17 protein-coding genes are annotated in these 17109 nt (G+C 65.3%); 8 read left to right on the forward strand and 9 right to left on the reverse strand.

Annotation, left to right across the window (positions count from 1 at the left end; genetic code table 11):
• Positions 1–127: 127 nt before the first annotated feature.
• Positions 128–940 carry a xanthine dehydrogenase accessory protein XdhC gene (gene xdhC / locus AC1DHL_RS15285; RefSeq protein WP_478162479.1) on the reverse strand — a complete coding sequence of 271 codons (813 nt, stop codon included), beginning with the start codon at positions 938–940 and terminating at the stop codon, positions 128–130.
• Between the two features lie 53 nt (positions 941–993).
• On the opposite strand from xdhC, the gene AC1DHL_RS15290 reads away from it, so the two are divergent.
• Positions 994–1521 carry a hypothetical protein gene (locus AC1DHL_RS15290; RefSeq protein WP_478162480.1) on the forward strand — a complete coding sequence of 176 codons (528 nt, stop codon included), beginning with the start codon at positions 994–996 and terminating at the stop codon, positions 1519–1521.
• Here AC1DHL_RS15290 and uraH read toward each other — a convergent pair.
• Positions 1506–1868: a hydroxyisourate hydrolase gene (uraH, locus tag AC1DHL_RS15295; protein WP_478099454.1), complete on the reverse strand. Its 363-nt coding sequence runs from the start codon at positions 1866–1868 to the stop codon at positions 1506–1508. The two genes, AC1DHL_RS15290 and uraH, sit on opposite strands and share 16 nt — an antisense overlap.
• A gap of 73 nt (positions 1869–1941) precedes the next feature.
• Here uraH and AC1DHL_RS15300 point away from each other — a divergent pair, with 73 nt between their 5' ends.
• Genes AC1DHL_RS15300 through AC1DHL_RS15315 form a run of 4 tightly spaced genes read left to right on the forward strand, consistent with a single transcriptional unit; the run spans position 1942 to position 6588 of the window.
• Positions 1942–2616 (forward strand): GntR family transcriptional regulator, encoded by a 675-nt coding sequence (locus AC1DHL_RS15300; protein ID WP_478162481.1) that lies wholly within the window; start codon positions 1942–1944, stop codon positions 2614–2616.
• A gap of 6 nt (positions 2617–2622) precedes the next feature.
• Positions 2623–3573: an allantoinase PuuE gene (gene puuE, locus AC1DHL_RS15305; RefSeq protein WP_478162482.1), complete on the forward strand. Its 951-nt coding sequence runs from the start codon at positions 2623–2625 to the stop codon at positions 3571–3573.
• Between the two features lie 4 nt (positions 3574–3577).
• Positions 3578–5356: a 2-oxo-4-hydroxy-4-carboxy-5-ureidoimidazoline decarboxylase gene (gene uraD, locus AC1DHL_RS15310; RefSeq protein ID WP_478162483.1), complete on the forward strand. Its 1779-nt coding sequence runs from the start codon at positions 3578–3580 to the stop codon at positions 5354–5356.
• Positions 5357–5361: 5 nt separating this feature from the next.
• Positions 5362–6588, forward strand: a complete 1227-nt coding sequence (locus AC1DHL_RS15315; protein WP_478162484.1) for a M20 family metallopeptidase — start codon at positions 5362–5364, stop codon at positions 6586–6588.
• A gap of 37 nt (positions 6589–6625) precedes the next feature.
• On the opposite strand, the gene AC1DHL_RS15320 is transcribed toward AC1DHL_RS15315, so the two are convergent.
• The 6 genes from AC1DHL_RS15320 to AC1DHL_RS15345 all read right to left on the reverse strand — a co-directional run bounded on the left by AC1DHL_RS15320 (position 6626) and on the right by AC1DHL_RS15345 (position 12421).
• Positions 6626–6823, reverse strand: coding sequence for a hypothetical protein (locus AC1DHL_RS15320; protein WP_478099463.1), 198 nt, complete (start codon positions 6821–6823; stop codon positions 6626–6628).
• A 25-nt stretch (positions 6824–6848) separates the two neighbouring features.
• A complete protein-coding gene (locus tag AC1DHL_RS15325) occupies positions 6849–7097 on the reverse strand; it encodes a hypothetical protein (RefSeq protein WP_478099465.1) in 249 nt (82 codons plus the stop codon).
• A 510-nt stretch (positions 7098–7607) separates the two neighbouring features.
• The gene (locus AC1DHL_RS15330; protein WP_478162485.1) at positions 7608–9638 is read right to left on the reverse strand and encodes an AsmA family protein; all 2031 of its coding nucleotides are present in this window, start codon (positions 9636–9638) and stop codon (positions 7608–7610) included.
• Between the two features lie 12 nt (positions 9639–9650).
• Complete coding sequence (locus AC1DHL_RS15335) at positions 9651–10259, reverse strand: DUF2939 domain-containing protein (RefSeq protein WP_478162486.1); 609 nt, start codon at positions 10257–10259, stop codon at positions 9651–9653.
• A 46-nt stretch (positions 10260–10305) separates the two neighbouring features.
• Positions 10306–10992 (reverse strand): hypothetical protein, encoded by a 687-nt coding sequence (locus AC1DHL_RS15340; protein WP_478162487.1) that lies wholly within the window; start codon positions 10990–10992, stop codon positions 10306–10308.
• Between the two features lie 22 nt (positions 10993–11014).
• Complete coding sequence (locus AC1DHL_RS15345) at positions 11015–12421, reverse strand: selenium-binding protein SBP56-related protein (RefSeq protein WP_478162488.1); 1407 nt, start codon at positions 12419–12421, stop codon at positions 11015–11017.
• Between the two features lie 226 nt (positions 12422–12647).
• Here AC1DHL_RS15345 and AC1DHL_RS15350 point away from each other — a divergent pair, with 226 nt between their 5' ends.
• The gene (locus AC1DHL_RS15350) at positions 12648–14132 is read left to right on the forward strand and encodes a nucleobase:cation symporter-2 family protein (protein WP_478162489.1); all 1485 of its coding nucleotides are present in this window, start codon (positions 12648–12650) and stop codon (positions 14130–14132) included.
• A gap of 120 nt (positions 14133–14252) precedes the next feature.
• On the opposite strand, the gene AC1DHL_RS15355 is transcribed toward AC1DHL_RS15350, so the two are convergent.
• Positions 14253–15110 (reverse strand): aldo/keto reductase, encoded by an 858-nt coding sequence (locus tag AC1DHL_RS15355; RefSeq protein ID WP_478162490.1) that lies wholly within the window; start codon positions 15108–15110, stop codon positions 14253–14255.
• An 84-nt stretch (positions 15111–15194) separates the two neighbouring features.
• Between AC1DHL_RS15355 and AC1DHL_RS15360 the strand changes: the two genes are divergently transcribed.
• Both AC1DHL_RS15360 and AC1DHL_RS15365 read left to right on the forward strand, forming a co-directional pair.
• Complete coding sequence (locus AC1DHL_RS15360; RefSeq protein ID WP_478099479.1) at positions 15195–15869, forward strand: alpha/beta hydrolase family protein; 675 nt, start codon at positions 15195–15197, stop codon at positions 15867–15869.
• 62 nt (positions 15870–15931) lie between these two features.
• The gene (locus AC1DHL_RS15365; protein WP_478162491.1) at positions 15932–17107 is read left to right on the forward strand and encodes a BamA/TamA family outer membrane protein; all 1176 of its coding nucleotides are present in this window, start codon (positions 15932–15934) and stop codon (positions 17105–17107) included.
• Positions 17108–17109 lie beyond the last annotated feature (2 nt).

The raw sequence follows: 17109 nt of genomic DNA on the forward strand, positions 1-17109 counted from the left end.
TGCCGCGAACGCAGGCCATGGACTGGACCTCGCTCCGCTGCGGCTTGTGGACTGAAGTGTATACACTCTTGGGAGAGAAGTTTCAGGTTTTGTGTCTCTCGACGTGCTGGAAAACCCTGAGCACCCCTCACGCAGACGGAAGCGACTGCAACAACTGTGCCGCGACGGCCACGGCGATCACCTCCGGCTCCTTGCCCGTGATGCCGGGCACGCCGATCGGGCAGGTCACGCGCGCCATCTCGTCCGCCGTGAAGCCGCGCGCTTCGAGCCGATGGCGGAAGGTCGCCCATTTCGTCTTGCTGCCGATCAGGCCGATGTACGGAAGATCGTCCTTCTCGCGCAGCCGCTTGAGACAGGCGATCACGATGTCCAGGTCCTCGGCATGGCTGAAGCTCATGATCAGCACGCGCGAGCCCGGCGCAAGTTGCGCGACCGCCTGCTGCACCGGTTCGGAGTATTCGGTTTCGATCTGCGCAGGGAGGTCATCGGGAAAGATGCCATCGCGGCTGTCGATCCAGCGCACGGAAAACGGCAACGTGGAGAGCAGCCGCGCCAGCGCCGCACCCACATGGCCGCCGCCGAACAGGGCCACCGGCTCCAGGTGTGCGAGCAGTTCGGACTGCAGCGCCTTCGCATCCGCCGCGCCGATTCGGCGGTACGACAGAAAGACAACGCCGCCGCAACATTGCCCGAGGCTCGGCCCCAACGGATAGCGACGCACGCCTTCGATGGCCGCTCCGCCTGCAAGCCAGGCGCGAGCTTCGTCGACGGCCTGGAACTCGAGTTGGCCTCCTCCGATGGTGGCCGTCAGGCCGTCGGCCCACACGGCCATCCATGTGCCCGCTTCACGCGGGGCAGACCCTTGGGTCGCTTCGACACGGACCAGAATGCCGGACTCACGCCGCAAGCGCGCAAGCAGTTCGTCGACGGCGCCGGTCATGGGCGAAACCTCCCGTTTCGGAGACCCCATTCAGTCACGGTATAACCGCGCCGATGAATTTTCAGCTCACGCCGCGCCGCCTCGCACTGGCGGCCGCCCTTGTCTCCAGCCTGTGGCTGGCCGGTTGCGGCACCGCACCACTCACCGGCACCGTACCCGGCCAACTCAGCAACGCCACCCCCGATCCGGGCGACAGCAGTCGGCCCCGGCCGCGTCCTTCCACCGCGGCAACGGCCCGCGACTACCGACGCGACGCTGCACGCCACATCTACGACATCAACAAGAGCCGCATCTACAAAGGCCAGTTGCCGCCGCTGCTCTATGCGGTGGGCACGCTGCAGGTCGATCTCGACGCGGACGGCAAGGTCGTCTCGATGCACTGGATGCGCGCGCCCCAGCATGCGCCAGAGGTGATTGCCGAGATCGAGCGCACGGTGCTTTCGGCCGCGCCCTTCCCGGCCCCCACGCGAATGGGCAAAGTGACCTGGACGGACACTTGGTTGTGGGACGAAGGCGGCCATTTCCAGCTCGACACGTTGACCGAAGGGCAACTGCAAGGCTCGGCTCAAGAGCCTCTGTAGGTAGAGTAGCTCCACGGGCTCACCAGCAGGGGCACGTGGTAGTGCTGGTCGGTGTGCGCAACGCCGAAATCCAGCGCCACGCGGTTCAGGAAATTCGGCTCCGGCAGCTTCACGCCGCGCGCCTTGAAATAGCCCGCCACGTCGAACACGAGGCGGTAGGTGCCGGTTTTCAGCGAGTTGTTGTCATAGAGCGGCCCATCGCTGCGGCCGTCGGCATTCAGCGTGAAACGCCTGACCAGCGTGGCGCGCGCGTCTTCGCCCGTGCCTTCAGTGGTGAACAGCGCAACCTCCATGCCTGCGGCAGGGGTGCCGTGCATGGTGTCCAGTACGTGGGTGCTCAAGCCCATGGAATCGCTCCTTCAGTGCATAGGGAAAATGCGGTCGACAAAAGTGTATACAGTTCCTGGCTTTCGGTCTATCATGAAAAAAATGGACTCCACCACGACCCGTGCCATCGTCGACGCACTCACCAAGGCCATTGTGGAACACCGGCTCCAACCGGGCAGCAAGCTGGCCGAACAGAAACTCGCGGACCACTTCGGCGTGTCGCGAACGCTGGTGCGTCAAGCGCTGTTTCAGCTTTCGCAGAACAAGCTGATCCGCCTCGAACCCGCGCGCGGCGCATTCGTGGCAGCGCCGGCTGTCGACGAGGCGAAGCAGGTCTTTGCGGTACGCCGCATGCTGGAGGCCGAGATGACGCGCGCCTTCGTGCGCAGCGTGACGCCGGCCAAGATCAAGGCACTCAAGGAGCATGTGGCGCTGGAGAAGGCGGCCGTCTCCGGCGAAGACATCTCGGGCCGCACCGAACTGCTCGGCGACTTTCATGTGCGCATGGCGGAGCTCATCGGCAACGCAGTGCTGGCGCAGATCCTCGGCGAATTGATCTCCCGATGCGCGCTGATCACGCTGATGTACCAAAGCGCGAGCGCGGCCGAACATTCGAACGACGAGCATGCCGACATCGTGAAGGCGCTGGCCGCCAAGGACGAGGAACGCGCCGTGCGCCTGATGACGGAACACCTGGAGCACGTCGAAGCCAACCTCACATTCGACCGCAAGGTCCCCACCCACGACATCAGCCTTGCACTGGCCTGAACGACCATGAGCATCTATGACACCACCCTTCCCTACTCTCGTGACCTCGTGGGCTACGGGCGCAATCCGCCGCATGCGCAATGGCCCGGCCAGGCTCGCATCGCCGTGCAGTTCGTCCTCAACTACGAAGAAGGCGGTGAGAACTGCGTGCTGCACGGCGACGCGGGCTCCGAGCAGTTCCTGTCGGAAATGTTCAACCCCGCGAGCTTTCCCGATCGCCACATCAGCATGGAGGGGATCTACGAATATGGATCGCGTGCCGGCGTCTGGCGCATCCTGCGCGAGTTCGAGAAGCGCGGCCTGCCGCTGACGGTCTTCGGCGTCGGAATGGCGCTGGAGCGCTATCCCGAACTGGCAGCGGCCTTCAAGGAACTGGGCCACGAGATCGCCTGCCACGGCTGGCGCTGGATCCACTACCAGGGCCTCGACGAAGCCACCGAGCGCGAACACATGCGCCTGGGCATGGAAGCCATCGAGAAGCTCACCGGCGAACGCGCACTCGGCTGGTACACCGGCCGCGACAGCCCGCGCACGCGCCGCCTCGTGGCCGACTACGGCGGCTTCGAGTACGACAGCGACTACTACGGTGACGACCTGCCCTTCTGGATGAAGGTGCGCAAGACCGATGGCGAAGTCGTGCCCCAGCTCATCGTGCCCTACACGCTGGACTGCAACGACATGCGCTTCGCGCTGCCGCAGGGCTACTCGCATGCCGATCCGTTCTTCCAATACATGAAGGACAGCTTCGACGCGCTCTACGCCGAAGGCGACGAGGCGCCGAAGATGATGAGCATCGGCATGCACTGCCGCCTGCTCGGGCGCCCCGGGCGCATCACCGCGCTGCAGCGCTTCCTGGACCATATCGCCGCACACGACCGCGTCTGGGTCTGCCGCCGGCTCGACATTGCACGGCACTGGAAGGCGGCGCACCCTTACGTCGCCACGAACGGAGACTGATCCCATGGCCCTCACCATCGACCAATTGAATGCCGCATCCACCGAAGAGGTGGTCTCGCTGCTCGACGGCGTCTACGAGCACTCACCGTGGATTGCCGAACGCGCATCGAAGGCGCGGCCGTTTCGTTCGTTGCCGCACCTGAAGCACGCGCTGGTTCAGGTCGTCACAGACGCGTCGCGCGACGAGCAACTAGGTCTGGTCCGCGCCCACCCTGAACTCGCCGGCAAGGCGATGGTCAGCAAGAGCCTGACTGCGGAATCGACCAACGAGCAGAACAAGGCGGGCCTCACCGACTGCACGCCCGAAGAGTTCGCCAAGATCCAGCAACTCAACGCCGACTACAACGCCAAGTTCGGCTTTCCCTTCATCCTCGCGGTGCGCGGACCCCGCGGCACGGGCCTGCCCAAGCGCGAGATCATCGAGACCTTCGAGCGTCGGCTGCATCACCATCCCGACTTCGAACTCGGCGAGGCGCTGCGCAATATCCATCGCATCGCGGAGATCCGGCTCGACGACAAGTTCGGCGTTGAACCGACGCTGGGCAACGACGTGTGGGACTGGCAGGAAAAACTCGCGGTGCATACGGACCCTGGCTATGCCGAAAAGGGCCAGCTCACGGTGACGTACCTCACTGACGCACACCGCGCCTGCGCGCAACAGATCGCGCAAGACATGCGCGACGCCGGCTTCGACAGTGTGACCATCGACGCGGTCGGCAATGTGGTCGGCCGCTACGAGGGCAGCACACCCGGCGCCAAGGCCCTGCTGACCGGCTCGCACTACGACACCGTGCGCAACGGCGGCAAGTACGACGGCCGGCTCGGCATCTTCGTGCCGATGGCGTGCGTTCGCGAACTCAAGCACCAGAACCGCCGCCTGCCCTTCGGCTTCGAGGTCGTGGGATTCGCCGAAGAGGAAGGCCAGCGCTACAAGGCGACCTTCCTCGGTTCCGGCGCGTTGATCGGCCATTTCGATCCACGCTGGCTCGACCAGAAGGACGCCGACGGCATCACCATGCGCGAGGCGCGGCAGCATGCCGGGCTGAAGGACGAGGACATCCCGAAGGTCCAGCGCGACCCGTCGAAATACCTCGGCTTCGTCGAAGTGCACATCGAGCAGGGGCCGGTGCTGACCGAATTCGATCTGCCGCTCGGCATCGTCACCTCGATCAACGGCAGCGTGCGCTATGTCGGCGAGGTGATCGGCATGGCGAGCCACGCCGGGACCACGCCGATGGACCGCCGCCGCGATGCCGCTGCCGCGGTGGCCGAACTGATCCTGTTTGCGGAAAAGCGCGCCACCAAGGACGGCGACTCGGTCGCCACTGTCGGCATGCTCGAAGTGCCGAGCGGCTCCATCAATGTCGTGCCGGGCCGCTGCAAGTTCAGCCTGGACCTGCGCGCGCCGAACAATGCGCAGCGCGATGCGCTGGCCACCGACGTGGTGGATGCGCTCAAGGAAATCTGCGAGCGCCGTGGCGTGCGCTACACGCTCGAGGAGACCATGCGTGCCGCCGCGGCGCCCAGCGCGCCGGAGTGGCAACAGCGCTGGGAAAAGGCCGTCGACAAGCTCGGCGTTCCCCTCTTCCGCATGCCCAGCGGCGCGGGCCACGATGCGATGAAGCTGCACGAAGTCATGCCACAGGCCATGCTCTTCGTGCGCGGCATCAATTCGGGCATCAGCCACAACCCGCTCGAATCCAGCACCAACGACGACATGCAACTGGCGGTGCAAGCCTTCCAGCTGCTGCTCGATGACCTCGCCAACGCACAAGCCGCCTGAACACCATGACCGACTACAACAAACTCGACGCCTGGATCGACGCCCACTTCGACGAGGAAGTGCGCTTTCTGCAGGAACTGGTGCGCGTACCGACCGACACGCCGCCCGGCAACAACGCGCCGCACGCCGAACGCACGGCCGAGCTGATCCAGGCCTTCGGCTTCGAGGCCGAGAAGCACGCCGTACCCGCGCAGGAAGTGAAGGACTACGGCCTCGAATCGATCACCAACCTGATCGTGCGCCGCAAATACGGCAACGGCGGCCGAACCGTGGCGCTGAACGCCCACGGCGACGTGGTGCCGCCCGGTGAAGGCTGGACGCACGACCCCTACGGCGGCGAAGTCGACAACGGCAGCCTCTACGGCCGCGCCGCTGCCGTCAGCAAGAGCGATTTCGCAAGCTTCACCTTTGCGCTGCGCGCGCTCGAAGCCGTCGCCAAGCCTGCCCAGGGCAGCGTCGAACTGCACTTCACGTACGACGAGGAGTTCGGCGGCATCCTGGGTCCGGGGTGGTTGCTCAAGCAGGGACTGACCAAGCCTGACTTGATGATCGCCGCCGGGTTCAGCTACGACGTGGTCACGGCGCACAACGGCTGCCTGCAGATGGAAGTCACCGTGCACGGCAAGATGGCGCACGCCGCAATCCCGACCACCGGTGTCGATGCGCTGCAAGGCGCGGTGCACATCCTCAATGCGCTCTACGCGCAGAACACGCTCTATCAGCAGGTGACATCGAAGGTCGAGGGCATCACGCACCCTTACCTGAACGTGGGCCGTATCGAAGGCGGAACCAACACCAACGTGGTCCCCGGCAAGGTCGTGTTCAAGCTCGACCGCCGGATGATCCCCGAGGAGAACCCCGTCGAAGTCGAAGCCGCGATCCGCAAGGTCATCACCGACGGCGCGGCGCAGATGCCCGGCATCACCGTCGAGATCAAGCGCCTGCTGCTGGCCAACTCAATGAAGCCGTCGCCCGGTAACAAGCCGCTGGTCGATGCGATTCAGAAGCACGGCCAGTCGATCTTCGGCGAGCCGATCAAGGCCATGGGCACGCCGCTCTACACTGACGTGCGGTTGTACGGCGAAGCCGGCATTCCAGGCGTGATCTATGGTGCCGGCCCGCGTACGGTGCTGGAGTCGCACGCCAAGCGCAACGACGAACGTGTCGTTCTGGAAGACTTGCGACGCGCGACCAAGGTGATCGCACGGACCTTGAGCGACCTGCTCGCCTGACGCTGCAGCGTCTTGCAGCGGCGGCCCGGGTCGCCGCTCAGGCGGCGCGCTGGCCGCTGGGCAGCAGGTAGCCGTTGCGATAGACGCCGATGACGAGCCCGCTGACGGTATCGGTGGGGCGGGCGGTCACGTATTTGCCGGCCCCGGCCTGGTACACGACGATCGTGCAGGCTGAGGTCTTGCTCAGGGTGCGGGCGACGCCGGTTGCCTGGGAAGCGGTCTGGTAGCTGTTCATTCCTTGATCTCCTTGACTGTTCGCCTCAGGCGCGAGCGACGGACAACAGCCCGTCGATCGCAAGCACCACACCTTCCTGGGCATCCTGGGTCGGCGTGCCTTCGGTCAGCAGTTTGCGGATGAGACCGAGCGTGTTGAGCAGCTCCGCTTCCATGTCGGTCAACAGCGGGATCACCTCGAACTGCGGGTACTTTCCGCGCGCACCCATCGGCCGTCCGGGCCCTGACAGGTCGACGTTGTAGCCTTCACGGATCGCTTCGCTCTGGGTTTTCATGGCGTTGAAAGTAGGTTGAACATCGCTTCGAGCGAGGCGCCGCCGGGCGCGGCGAGGATGCAGGCAGATCAGGACAACCTCACCAGTTCGGACAGACGCTTTCCCATTTCCTGAATCCGTTTCTGCTTCCCGGCAGCGCGGTGCATTGCAACGAGTTCGAGGGCTTGCGCCACGGATTCGGCACCCGTATCGCCTTCGGACGACCGATCGCGCCATTCGTCAGCCACTTTCGCCAGTTGACGGCTGCTCAGTGGCTCGGGCGGAGGGCAAGTGTCCCAGGACGCAGCCAGCGCTCGCTTCCTGTCTGCAGGAGGCAGGCTCGACCGCAACAAGCCGAGCAGGCCGGAAGCGGACCATTGCGGTTTGGGGAAGTTGTGCGATTCCATGTAATACATTGTGCCTATTCATTCGCAAGGTAACAAGATATTTCCTCAACTTTCGGCTTACTTTTCGAGGGCGGCACGCCCGACCGGCAACTTGATCTGGTCAAGGCGCTGCTGGCCTGAGCCCTCAGCGGCCCGTCAAGCCGAAGGGGCGAGGGACCTTGAACTTGCCGCCGCTTTCCGGCTTCTGCGATTTCGTGTTCTGTCCGCCCGCACCGGCTTGCAAGCCGCAATCCTTGGGCGCTGCACTGCCGAACAAGGCGGGCGCCAGCAATGAAAGCCCGCCGGTCGCCGCGGCCACGCCGACCGTCGCCGCCTCGCGCACGGTGCCCTTGGGATCGATGCTGAACTCGGGACTTTCGAGGGGCCCCTTCAGCAGCAGAAGCTGAACCAGGTTTCCCGGGTTGATATCCAGCCCTTTCTTCACCCTCGGCAAGAAGGCCAGTTCGATGGTCTGCTTCGCCAGATTGATCTCGCCGCTGGCGGCGACGGCAATCTGCGGCGTTTCCATGACGATCGAACGGTCGATCGCCGCCACGCCGTTGCGCAGCGGCAGTCGGGCGGCCAGGCACTGCACGACCAGATCATCGCGAGACGCCTGCTTCGGCAGCAGCGCATCGAACAGGCGCGCGATGATGTCCTTGTCGAGCGTCGCTGCCCGGCCTGTCAGCCCGACATTCCGCACCGACAACTGAACATCGCCATTGGACGTCCCGGCCAGGCTCCTCGGCGTGCGACCGGTCATCGCCAGCTTGAGATCGAGGTTCGCGCGCCCGCCTTTGAAATGGTTGCCGCTGCCCCATTGGGCATCGAAGTCCTCGACGGAAAGCGACCGGGCATTCAGTTGCACCTCCGTCTGCGGCGCGGCGCCCTTGCGCAGCGTGAGCCCCACTCGGCCCTGCACGGCGCCCCCGGCGGCGGTGAAAGACAACGGCTCGATCGTGAGGCGTCCCTGATCCGACACAGCGCGCGCCTGAAGCCCGGAGATCGCAGGCATCCCCGGCACGCTCAGACGGTCGACCCTGAACGCGACCCGCAAGGGGATTTCCGGCAACGCCTCGAGCGTGAGCAGCGGCGCGTCGCCGAACACCGGCGCCCGCGGCGCCTTCGCCGCAGCCGCGGGCTTGGCCACACGCCACTTGTCGAGATCGATGGCGGCGGAAGAGAGCTCCGCGTCGATGCCCGCTTTCGGCAGGCCGGTCTGCCAGGTCACGCGGCCATTCAGAACCTGCCCGGCGAGCGACAACTTCAGCGCCTCGAAGTGCCAATCGTCACCCGCGCGCCGCACGGTGGCGCTGGCATCGACCGGCATCGGCAAGACACTCGCCGCCGTCGATAGCTCGCGCAGCGCCTTCGCATCACGCGCCTGCAGAGTCAGCCGGGCCTCCAGACTCCCGGCACGCGGCCCCGTGCCCATGCTGCCGGTCGCCGAGAGCGTCGCACCCTCGGTCGTGAAGCGCACATCGAACGGCCAATCCTCCGCCCCAGCCAGGATCTTCACGACGCGGCCGACATCGCCCTCGGCCTTCCACTGCTGGGGGCCGAGCTTGAAGACGCCTGACAGGCTGTCGCGCTCGCCCTGCACTTGCAGATCGAGCGAGTCGATCGTCATCTCGCGTGACTCTGCCTTGCGCACATTGCGATAGGTGATGTGCGCGCCTGAAACGAGGAAGCGGTCCATCTCCAGCAACGGCGCGGGCTTTCCGCTGGCATGGGGAGGCGGCGCGAACTGCCAGTTGAAATGCCCTGCGCCGTCGGCTTCAAGCAGTATCTCTGCGTCTTCCACTTCGGCGCTCAGGATGCGCACTTGCCGGTCGAGCAAATCCCTCAGTGAAATGTCGAAGGCCGCGCGTCGGAATCGCAACATGTCGGGTTGCGAACCCCAGTCGACGTTGGCAAGCACCACATCGTTCGCACGCACAGCGATGGTCGGGAACAAGCGGATCGACAGATCGCCGTCGATGCGGAAAGCGCGTCCGGTCGCGGTGCTCACCTCTTCCGCGAGCATCGCCGAAATGCGCTCCGGCGGGTACGCCTGCCGGAGTGCGAAAGCAGCCGCCACCAACAGCACCACGACAACGCCCAGCACGATGGCAGCAATGCGCCAACCGCGGTGTTTCGGGCCGCGCGAAGCATCGAGTTGTGCCGCCGAAGACACCTTGCCCTCCTCCTATTTCTGGAATGCCGCCAGCGGCATCCTGATTTCCGTGAGCTTCCAGTCGACAAATCCGCTGCGCTCGAACACCAGGCCGAGTCGTTCGGCGTTGGGCTGGTCGGGCTTGGCAGGATCCACAGCATAGGCCGTCATCCTGCTCGCGCCTTCTCGGTCAATGATCCAGTTGGCTTTTTTCTCTGACTTCCCGATCGCTGCGCCATCGGCCTGCGGAGCCGGTGGGGTGGTCCCCCCAGGTGCCGGCACAGGACTGGGCGCGGGCTGGGCCAGCTTGCCGTGGGTCATCGCGGCCATGACCGTTTCGGGACGCACCATCGCATCCACGAGTTGATTGACCACGCCAAGCCCGATAAGGCTGCCCAGTGCGGCAAAAGGATTGTCCGAATCCTTCTGCACACCCAGCTTCTGCGCCACCAGGGCCGAAAACTGACCCTTGAGGCTTTCCCGCACCTTGGGGTAGTCGACATGCTGATTGAAGGCCTCGGCATCGGCGTTCTGCGCGGCCGTCTGCAGTTGGCGCACGGCCAGGAAAGGCGACCAGTACCAATAGGCCGCGAGGGCCAGCACAAGGACCAGGACAACTGCAACGAGACTTTTGAATTTCATGCGGGCCATTCTGCAACGGCCCGATTTCAACGCTCTCACTGACGGCTCAAGGACCGATCAAGGCCGTCGCGACCCCCGCGGCGCCCGACGCGACGAGCCCGAGCGACCAGACGATATCCAGATCGAGCCAGGTGGCCCGCAGCACCTGCAATCCCAGATAGCGATAGACGACCCACGCGGCGCCGAGTCCTGCGCCAATCATCGCGGCCGTGTGAACCAGCGAGACCATGACGGCGGTCCCGACGCTGGAACGCATGAACGCCATCAAGGCCGCATGGCCGATCGGACCGGACTGAGCAGCCGTCTCCGCTGCGGGCGATTCGCACAGCCCCAGCAGAATCGGCAAGAGCATCAGCGCGGCCCCGTGCGCGGTGGCCATGAGGAAGGACCACAGCGCCACCTGCGTCGGTCGAATGCGCCCCAGCCAGCGATGGCGATGACGCAAGAGCAGGCGCGACAGGCCGGACGCCAGCACCAGCAGGCCCGCCACAATGCGGATCTGCTGGCCCCACTGCAGCATCCACGTGAGCACCGCGAAGGGCACCAGGACGAGCGCCATGGCCAGCAGATGGCCGGCGCCGAGCGGAAGCCACGTCGCGAAGACCGCCGTGTCGCGCTTTTCGCCGAGGCCGTTCGCCACCGCAAGCGGCCAGCCCATCGCCGGGTTCAGGCCATGGAAGACGCCAAAGGCGATCACGCCGAACCACAAGGACGCGGTCGCGACGGAACTCACGGCGAACCCGGAACGATCGATTTCATGCCGACGGATAACAGAAGGAATCCGTCGAGCAATCGCCGCCCTGCAACCGGATCTGGTGCGCGCCGTAGTCCGCGCCGAAATCGACGACGAACTTCTTGTCGAGCTCGATGCCGCCATCCTTGCCGACGTTGCACATGACTTGTCGCCCAGGGATGCCGTCAGGATAGAACTGAGCATCCCACTTGCTGTAGAGCGAGTTGGTGAAGTACACGCGCTTGCCGTCGCGACTGATCTCCGTCATCTGCGGGCCGCCGCCGAAAGCCGAGCCGTTCGGGTGCGGCGTGTGCTTCGCGATGCCGCCGATGCGTACGCTGCCGGCGAGTTTGGGATTGATCGGATCGGACACGTCGTACTGCCGCAGTTCGCCGGTGCCCCAGCACGCCACGTAAAGAAAGCGATCGTCCAGCGAGAGGTCGATGTCGCTGATCAGCGGCGGGACTGCGCCGAAGCCTTTCAGCAGCTCCGGCAAGACCGACGCATCGGCAGGCTCGGGCGGAATGACCGCCGTCTTCTTCGCGTGGAAGGTCCCGCCTTCGCGCCACCACGTCCAGATCGAGCCTTCGAGATTGGTGGTGTCGACCACCACGCCGACAAAGCCGTACTCGCGCGTCGGGTCGTGCGCAGGCCGGACCTCCAGCGCCATCTGGTGATTCGCGCCCAGATCGATGCTCTGCGCATGACGGCGCGCGCGCAGGTCCCAGAAGTGAAGCTGATGCCCATAGCGATTGCCGAGCAGGTCCTCGGCCACGATGCCGTTCTCGAATTGCGGCGGCAAGCCCCATTCGCTGGACACCATGTAGTCGCGCGGCAGGTTCCACCAGAAGTCGTAGTGCAGCTTCTGCGGCCCGCGCTCGATCTCCCACTTGCCGAGCACCTCGAAGCTCTCGCAGTCCATCAGGAAGACGCCCGGCGGCCCTTGCGTTCCATCCGGGCCCGCACCGCCGAGCGTGCTGATGTAGAGCCCCTCCGGTCCGCAATGCACCGTGTGCGGGCGTGAATAGCCGGTCTTGCGAATCACCTCTTCGGGCTCGATGACGCGGGTGATCGTCGGGCGCGTGGGATCGGGCTGCGTGTCGACGACATAGATGCGCGACGAGCGGATGCCGGGGATGATGAGATAGCGCCGCTTCAGAAAGGCATGGCCTGACATCGGCGCCAGTGCCGAACTGCAGGCGTTCCAGCCAAAGTGGTGGAACTCGTCGCCGCGGTTCGGCATGTCGAGCCGATGCAGGACGGTGCCGTAGGTGGCGGAGGCCGGATCGACATCCACGACGGCCAGCGCATCAGGGCGCGAAGCATCCGGTGACAGCAGCGCGGTGTAGGCGATGCGCTCGGGCTCGGCCTCCATTGCCAGTCGGGGCGACGGATGAAAGGTCGGATCGGTACGCAGAGATTCAAGCATGGCGAGGCTCCTGCAGCAACGTCGCGCGAGTATGCGCCAGAGCGCGTCTTGCAAGAAACCCCCACCCACCGTACTGGAAACCATCGCGGAAGCGCGGGTTTTCCGCCATACAGCTTGCGATCGAGACTGTATACAGTTTCGCGTACATAACCGTAAACCGCCGTTGGGCGGCACGGTTCTTGAAACGGTCTTTTCTTCATTCCACGCCGCGCCAGGAGATCTTGCAATGACGGCTGCCGCCACTTCAGTCCATCCCGTCGACCAGCGCCTGCCAGCAGGCAAGCTCGCTGCCCTCGGCCTGCAGCATGTGCTCGTGATGTATGCCGGTGCCGTGGCGGTGCCGCTCATCGTCGGACGTGCCCTCAAGCTCAGCCCGCAGGAAGTCGCACTGCTGATTTCCGCCGACCTCTTCTGCTGCGGTGTCGCGACGCTGATCCAGTCGCTGGGCGCGACGCAATGGTTCGGCATCAAGCTGCCGGTGATGATGGGCGTGACCTTTGCGTCCGTCGCGCCGATGGTGTCGATCGCCAACGCCAACCCCGGACAGGCGGGCGCGCAACTGCTCTTCGGCTCGATCATCGGTGCCGGTGTGATCTCGATACTGATCGCGCCGCTGGTCTCGCGAATGCTGCGCTTCTTCCCGCCGGTGGTGACCGGCACCATCATCGCGGTCATCGGCATCAGCCTGATGCGCGTGGGCATCAACTGGATCTTCGGCAACCCGGTCGGACCCACGGCGCCGGCGCTCGTCGATCCGGTCTATGCGAAGTGGCTGGCCGACGTGACCTCGCCCGGCTCCGCGGTACCGCCCTTGCCCAAGGGCCTGTCCATCGTGCCTTCGTTGCCCAACCCGAAATACGCCGATCTCGGCGGCCTCGGCATCGCGGCGCTGGTGCTGGTGTCGATCCTGCTGATCGTGAAGTACGCCAAGGGCTTCATCGCCAACATCTCGGTGCTGCTCGGCATCGTGATCGGCGCCGTTGTGGCCACTCTCTTCGGTTTCATGACCTTCGAGAAGGTCGGCCAGGCGGCCTGGTTCGACATCGTCCTGCCCCTCCACTTCGGCATGCCGCAGTTCGACCCGATCCTGATCCTCACGATGTCGCTGATCATGATCGTGGTGATGATCGAATCCACCGGCATGTTCCTCGCGCTCGGCGAGATGACGGACCGCAAGATCACGCAGCAGGATCTGGCCCGCGGGCTTCGCACCGATGGCCTCGGCACGCTGATCGGTGGGGTCTTCAATACCTTCCCCTACACCAGCTTCTCGCAGAACGTGGGTCTGGTGGCAGTCACCGGCATCAAGAGCCGCTTCGTCTGCGTGGCCGGCGGTGTGATCCTGATCGTGCTGGGACTGCTGCCCAAGATGGCGGCGCTCGTCGAATCGCTGCCGACTGTCGTGCTCGGCGGTGCAGGGCTGGTGATGTTCGGCATGGTGGCCGCGACCGGCATCCGCATCCTCGCGGGCGTGGACTTCAAGACCAATCGCCACAACGCGATGATCGTCGCGGTGTCGATCGGCATCGGCATGATTCCGCTGATCGCGCCGAACTTCAAGCAGTGGATGCCGCATTCGATCCACTCGCTGGTGGAGTCGGGCATCCTGCTGGCTTCGGTCTGCGCGGTTCTGCTCAACCTGTTTCTCAATGGCGCGAAGCACGACGCGTCCGCGATCATCGCGGCAGCCAAACAAGCCGAAGCACATTGAGCTCGCCCCCAGGTTGGCTCACTTCGTGTAGCCGCCCACCCCCTACCGGGGGCAACACCAGCGGCCCGGCAGAGCCGGTTCCGCGGTGTTTCACCAACGGGCCTGGCTTCGCCGGCCTTGTCAGATCATTGCCAGGGGCTTCTTGCGCTTCGGGGGCGGATGCAGGCGATCGATTTCTGCGAGCACATCGGAGCTCAGTTCGAGGTTTGCGGCTGCGAGGTTTTCGCGTTGGTGAGATTCGCGTACCGCCTTTGGGATGGCGACTACGCCCGGGCGTGACAGGAGCCAGGCCAACGCGAGTTGGGCGGGCGTTGCGCTGAGGCGCTGGGCCAGCTTTGCCAGGCCGGCGTCCGTGGCGAGCGCGCCTTGGTCGATGGGGCTGTAGGCCATCAAAGGCATTTTTCGCTCGCGCTGCCAGGGGAGCAGGCTGAACTCGGGGCCGCGCTCGGTGATTGAGAAATAGACCTGGTTGGCGACACAGTCGACGACGTCGCCGCACACGGCAGCGACTTCTTCCATGTCGTCGGTGTCGAAGTTGCTGACGCCCCAGTGGCGGATGCGGCCGTCGTCGACAAGCGTGCGCATGGCCTCGCAGGTGTCGGCGAGCGGATGCTCGCCACGCCAGTGCAGCAGGTAGAGGTCGATGTGATCGAGGCCCAGCCGCCGCAGGCTTCGCGCACAGGCTGCGGGCGTGCCCTTGCGGCTGGCGTTGTGTGGATAGACCTTGCTGACGATGAACAGCTCTTCGCGCTTCACGTCGCCGGCTCGCAGTGCCTCGGCCACCGCCTGTCCGACCACTTCTTCGGCGCCACCCTCGCCATACATCTCGGCGGTGTCGATGAGTCGATAGCCCATGTCGATCGCGGCGCGGACGGCCGCGACTTCCGCGCTGCGCCGCGCGGCGGATTCGCCCATGTTCCAGGTTCCGAGGCCGAGAGCGGGCATCGCACCGCCGCCTTGCAGGTCGAGTCGTCGCATGTGTTTGTGCTCCTTGGCCGCATTTTGTGCGCTGCCCGGCGGTCTGGCCTCATCGTGCGGGTTCGCGGTACATTGGCCGGCCATATGCAGCAGGTCACGATTCGCATCAACGACGAGATGACGGTCTCCGGCATCGTGCAGGCGCCGAGCGATCCGAGCGCGTGCTATGTCTTCGCGCATGGGGCGGGTGCAGGGATGACGCACTCGTTCATGGCCACTGTGGCCGACGGCCTCGCGGAACGCAACATCGCCACGTTGCGCTATCAGTTTCCCTACATGGAACTCGGCAAGAAGCGCACCGACATCCCGCCGACGGCACATGCCGCGGTTCGCGCGGCCGTCGCCCATGCGGCGCAACTGTTCGGGCCGCTGCGGCTCTTCGCGGGCGGCAAGTCTTTCGGCGCGCGCATGACCTCGCAGGCGCAGTCGATCGAGCCGCTCCCGCAAGTCGATGGACTGATCTTTCTTGGGTTTCCGCTGCATCCGGTCGGTGAGCCCGCGAGTTCGCGCGCGGACCACCTGTCCAAGGTTCAACTACCGATGCTCTTCGTCCAAGGCACGCAGGACAAGCTGGCCCACATGGACCTGCTGCGCCCGGTCATTGACTCGCTGGGCGCGCGCGCCACGCTGATGAGCATCGACCAGGCTGACCACTCGTTCCATGTCCTCAAGCGTTCGGGGCGCGACGACGACGAAGTGATGACCGAGGTGCTCGACGGCGTGGCCCGGTGGGTGAATACCGGACGCGCCGGGGCATGACACGCAACCCGCTCGTGGCCGTCGGCGCCGCAACATGCTGACAAGCAACGGAAAGGGGTCGAATGGGGCTGTGGGAGCGATGGACATGGCTGCGGATCCTGGCCGCCATCGGCATCACCGCCGGCACGCAGGGCTGCGCTGAACTCGCGGCCCTCGTTCCGGCCGCCTCCAATCTCAAGGCCGTGCCGAACGTCGCGGCACCGCCCGGCGACAAGTCGGCGCCCCCGTCAAGCGAGGACACTGCCGGCAAGGAAGCCCACGGCACGGTGGTCCCCATTCCGCTGTCGGATCCCACGGTAGGGAGTGGGCTCGCGGTGGTCGGGATGTATTTCCACGCCCAGAGCGCCGACGAAGTCCAGGTGCAACCGCCCTCGCTCACTGCCGCGTTCGCCATGGCCACCGACAACGGGAGCAAGGTCGCGGGTGTGGCCCACATGCACTACTGGGATGCGGACCAATGGCGCTTTTCCGGCGTGGCGGGCTATGCCCACCTCAATCTGGACTTCTTCGGCGGTGGCGGGCGGGCGAGCAGCCAGAACAACGGCGCGCAATGGACCGTCGACGGGACCTTCGTGCAACCCCAGCTCTATCGCCGCATCGCACCGAACTGGTACCTCGGCGCGCAGATGCGCTATGCGAGCGTGAGACAGAGTTTCGGCTTCATCCCTCCTGGCGCGCAACAGCCGTCGGGCCCGCTGGACGTGACCACCACGGGCGCCGGCCTATTGCTCCAGCGCGACACGCGCGACAACAAGTTCAACCCTTACGACGGCTCGCTGCTGGACTTCAACACGATGCTCATCCGCTCCGGACTGGGCGGCGACGTGAACTACGACGCCTTCGACGTTCGCTACCGCAAGTACATGTCGCTGCGTCCCGACCTGGTGCTCGCCACGGACCTGCACGGTTGCGCGAGGACGGGCGATGTGCCCTTGTTCGACGATTGCTTCCTGCAGTTGCGCGGGTTCTCCGCGACGCGCTACATCGGTCGATACATGGGGCTGGCCCAGGCCGAACTGCGATGGCGCGTGGTCGGGCGGATCGGGCTGGTCGCCTTCGCCGGCACGGGTGTCGTCGCGAACCGCTTCGGCGATCTGGGCGTCGGTGGCGCACCGGTCGGCTTCGGCGTCGGATTCCGCTACATGGTGCTCGAAGCCGAGCGCATCAACCTGCGCGTCGACGTGGCGCGCGGCGGAGGGTCCCGCGTGGTCTACCTGTCGGTGACCGAGGCGTTCTGAAC

The organism is Variovorax sp. 10L426 (assembly GCF_056395305.1).

Excerpts from the sequence above, each read along its gene's own strand:
- xdhC (WP_478162479.1), bottom strand. The coding sequence starts at position 940 with ATGACCGGCGCCGTCGACGAACTGCTTGCGCGCTTGCGGCGTGAGTCC.
- AC1DHL_RS15290 (WP_478162480.1), top strand. The coding sequence starts at position 994 with ATGAATTTTCAGCTCACGCCGCGCCGCCTCGCACTGGCGGCCGCCCTT.
- uraH (WP_478099454.1), bottom strand. The coding sequence starts at position 1,868 with ATGGGCTTGAGCACCCACGTACTGGACACCATGCACGGCACCCCTGCC.
- AC1DHL_RS15300 (WP_478162481.1), top strand. The coding sequence starts at position 1,942 with ATGAAAAAAATGGACTCCACCACGACCCGTGCCATCGTCGACGCACTC.
- puuE (WP_478162482.1), top strand. The coding sequence starts at position 2,623 with ATGAGCATCTATGACACCACCCTTCCCTACTCTCGTGACCTCGTGGGC.
- uraD (WP_478162483.1), top strand. The coding sequence starts at position 3,578 with ATGGCCCTCACCATCGACCAATTGAATGCCGCATCCACCGAAGAGGTG.
- AC1DHL_RS15315 (WP_478162484.1), top strand. The coding sequence starts at position 5,362 with ATGACCGACTACAACAAACTCGACGCCTGGATCGACGCCCACTTCGAC.
- AC1DHL_RS15320 (WP_478099463.1), bottom strand. The coding sequence starts at position 6,823 with ATGAACAGCTACCAGACCGCTTCCCAGGCAACCGGCGTCGCCCGCACC.
- AC1DHL_RS15325 (WP_478099465.1), bottom strand. The coding sequence starts at position 7,097 with ATGAAAACCCAGAGCGAAGCGATCCGTGAAGGCTACAACGTCGACCTG.
- AC1DHL_RS15335 (WP_478162486.1), bottom strand. The coding sequence starts at position 10,259 with ATGAAATTCAAAAGTCTCGTTGCAGTTGTCCTGGTCCTTGTGCTGGCC.
- AC1DHL_RS15345 (WP_478162488.1), bottom strand. The coding sequence starts at position 12,421 with ATGCTTGAATCTCTGCGTACCGATCCGACCTTTCATCCGTCGCCCCGA.
- AC1DHL_RS15350 (WP_478162489.1), top strand. The coding sequence starts at position 12,648 with ATGACGGCTGCCGCCACTTCAGTCCATCCCGTCGACCAGCGCCTGCCA.
- AC1DHL_RS15355 (WP_478162490.1), bottom strand. The coding sequence starts at position 15,110 with ATGCGACGACTCGACCTGCAAGGCGGCGGTGCGATGCCCGCTCTCGGC.
- AC1DHL_RS15360 (WP_478099479.1), top strand. The coding sequence starts at position 15,195 with ATGCAGCAGGTCACGATTCGCATCAACGACGAGATGACGGTCTCCGGC.
- AC1DHL_RS15365 (WP_478162491.1), top strand. The coding sequence starts at position 15,932 with ATGGGGCTGTGGGAGCGATGGACATGGCTGCGGATCCTGGCCGCCATC.